Annotated in this window: 3 protein-coding genes; all 3 read left to right on the plus strand. The window is 67.0% G+C overall.

Features of this window, described 5'->3' with window-relative positions; genetic code table 11:
- The coding region (ruvB, locus tag WAN02_RS09355; protein WP_422263874.1) for a Holliday junction branch migration DNA helicase RuvB at positions 1-859 on the plus strand (859 nt) is incomplete at its 5' end.
- 43 nt (positions 860-902) lie between these two features.
- Positions 903-1,286, plus strand: a complete 384-nt coding sequence (locus tag WAN02_RS09360; protein ID WP_325689115.1) for a DUF1304 domain-containing protein — start codon at positions 903-905, stop codon at positions 1,284-1,286.
- A gap of 249 nt (positions 1,287-1,535) precedes the next feature.
- Positions 1,536-2,183, plus strand: a complete 648-nt coding sequence (locus WAN02_RS09365; RefSeq protein ID WP_422263875.1) for a hypothetical protein — start codon at positions 1,536-1,538, stop codon at positions 2,181-2,183.
- The last annotated feature ends 51 nt before the right edge of the window (positions 2,184-2,234 follow it).

A 2,234-nucleotide genomic window follows, 5' to 3' on the forward strand; every position in this document is an offset into this window, starting at 1 on the left:
CGGCCCGCCCGGGCTGGGCAAGACGTCGCGGGCGATGATCATCGCCGCCGAACTGGGGACGTCGTTGCGAGTGACATCGGGTCCTGCGCTGGAGCGTGCCGGCGATCTGGCGGCGATGTTGTCCAACCTCGTCGAGCACGACGTGTTGTTCATCGACGAGATTCACCGCATCGCCCGGCCCGCCGAGGAGATGCTGTATCTGGCGATGGAGGACTTCCGGGTCGACGTCGTCGTCGGCAAAGGCCCTGGGGCGACATCGATTCCGCTGGAGGTGGCGCCCTTCACCTTGGTCGGCGCGACCACCCGGTCTGGCGCGCTGACCGGTCCGCTGCGGGATCGGTTCGGGTTCACCGCACACATGGACTTCTACGAGCCGGCCGAATTGGAGCGGGTGCTGGCCCGCTCCGCGGGGATTCTGGGTATCGAACTGGGTGCCGAGGCCGGCGCGGAGATCGCGCGGCGCTCGCGGGGCACCCCTCGAATCGCCAACCGGCTGCTGCGCCGCGTCCGGGACTTCGCCGAGGTGCGCGCCGACGGCGTGATCACTCGCGACGTCGCCAAATCCGCACTGGCGGTCTACGACGTCGACGAGCTCGGCCTCGACCGGCTGGACCGGGCTGTGCTGTCGGCATTGACCCGTAGCTTCGGCGGTGGTCCGGTCGGGGTGTCGACGCTGGCGGTCGCAGTCGGGGAAGAGGCCACCACCGTCGAGGAGGTGTGCGAGCCTTTCCTGGTGCGGGCCGGCATGATCGCCCGCACGCCACGCGGCAGGGTGGCGACACCGCAGGCGTGGACGCACCTAGGGATGACGCCGCCTCCGCGTGCCAGCGGGTTAGGGCAGCCGGGACTGTTCGAGTAGTGGCGATCGCGGAGCGCGTCGACACCATAGATGAGGAGGCGCAATGATCACCGCCGCATTGGTATTCGCAGGCCTGGCCGGTTTGCTGCACGTGTACATCTTCACGATGGAGTCGCTGACCTGGACCAGCAAGCGCACCCGGGCAGCGTTCGGCACCACGCCCGAGGAAGCCGAAACGACCAAGCTGCTCGCGTTCAACCAGGGCTTCTACAACCTCTTCCTGGCGATCGTCACGGGGGTGGGCATTGGCGCAATCGAGTTGGGGCACAAGGGGATCGGTGCCGCACTGATCTTCGCCGGTGTTGGGTCGATGGCCGCGGCGGCGGTCGTGTTGCTGGCGTCGGCGCCGGACAAGGCCAGGGCGGCGCTCACGCAGGGCACGTTCCCGGCGATCGCTGTTGTGCTGCTCGTCGCGGGACTCCACTAGCTCTGAATCCTGAATAAACTCAGCAGTTGCTGAGTTCGGCTGCCTGCCTCGTAAGCCTTGGACCAGCCGTTGTGGTGCTCCATCGTGTCGTTGCCCGCCGGCGCCGGATTTCTCTGCCTCTGAGGTGGATCTAAGGCGCGAGGGCTAGCGTGACACCCGCGCTGACGGCATCGGTGTTACGTCGTCGCGCGGGGGCACTCATCACGCGCTTGACACTTCGGTGTCCACTGTTTGAGGAGAACTCGCAAAATGAATGACTCGCGGTCAGGTTTCGGGACCCTGCACATGCCGCGCAGCCGTGGCGCGGTGAGCGGATTGGTCCTCCTCATCTTGGGTGCATGGGGTGCCTTGATCCCGTTCATCGGCCCATACCTCCATCTTTCGTACACGCCCGCTGAGGTTTGGGTGTGGAGCACGGCCCGAGCCTGGCTGGAGGTGTTTCCCGGGGTCACCGCCGCAGTGGGTGGGTTTCTGCTGCTGGTTTCCGGAAACCGCGCCACCGCCATGTTCGGCGGCTGGCTCGCGGTGATCGCCGGCGCCTGGTTCGTCGTCGGTCGCACGCTGTCATCGACCTTGCGCCTCGGCGACGTCGGCCAGCCCATGGCAGCCACGGACGCCAAGCGCGCCGTCATCGAGATCGCATACTTTTCCGGGCTGGGCGCGTTGATCGTCTTCGTCGGTGGAGCGGTGCTGGCGCGAGTGACGATCCGGACTGCGCGTGACGTCGAGTTGGCCCAACGGGCCGCCGAACTCCAAATGGCCGCGGCCTCAGGCACTTTCGACGCTTTCGCCGAGGCCGCCCGCACCGAGGTGCTGACTCCCGCGTCCAGACGCCATCGGCGTGAAAGCAAGGGGGGCGTGTTCCGCCGGAGCAGCGCCGGCGCGCCCAGCCACTGAACAAGTCTTGACACGATCGGCCTCAGCTTTACATCCCCTGCCCTATCTGTC

The sequence above is a fragment of the Mycobacterium sp. genome (assembly GCF_049281135.1).
In the GTDB taxonomy this organism is placed as follows: domain Bacteria; phylum Actinomycetota; class Actinomycetes; order Mycobacteriales; family Mycobacteriaceae; genus Mycobacterium.

Excerpts from the sequence above, each read along its gene's own strand:
- WAN02_RS09360 (WP_325689115.1), top strand. The coding sequence starts at position 903 with ATGATCACCGCCGCATTGGTATTCGCAGGCCTGGCCGGTTTGCTGCAC.
- WAN02_RS09365 (WP_422263875.1), top strand. The coding sequence starts at position 1,536 with ATGAATGACTCGCGGTCAGGTTTCGGGACCCTGCACATGCCGCGCAGC.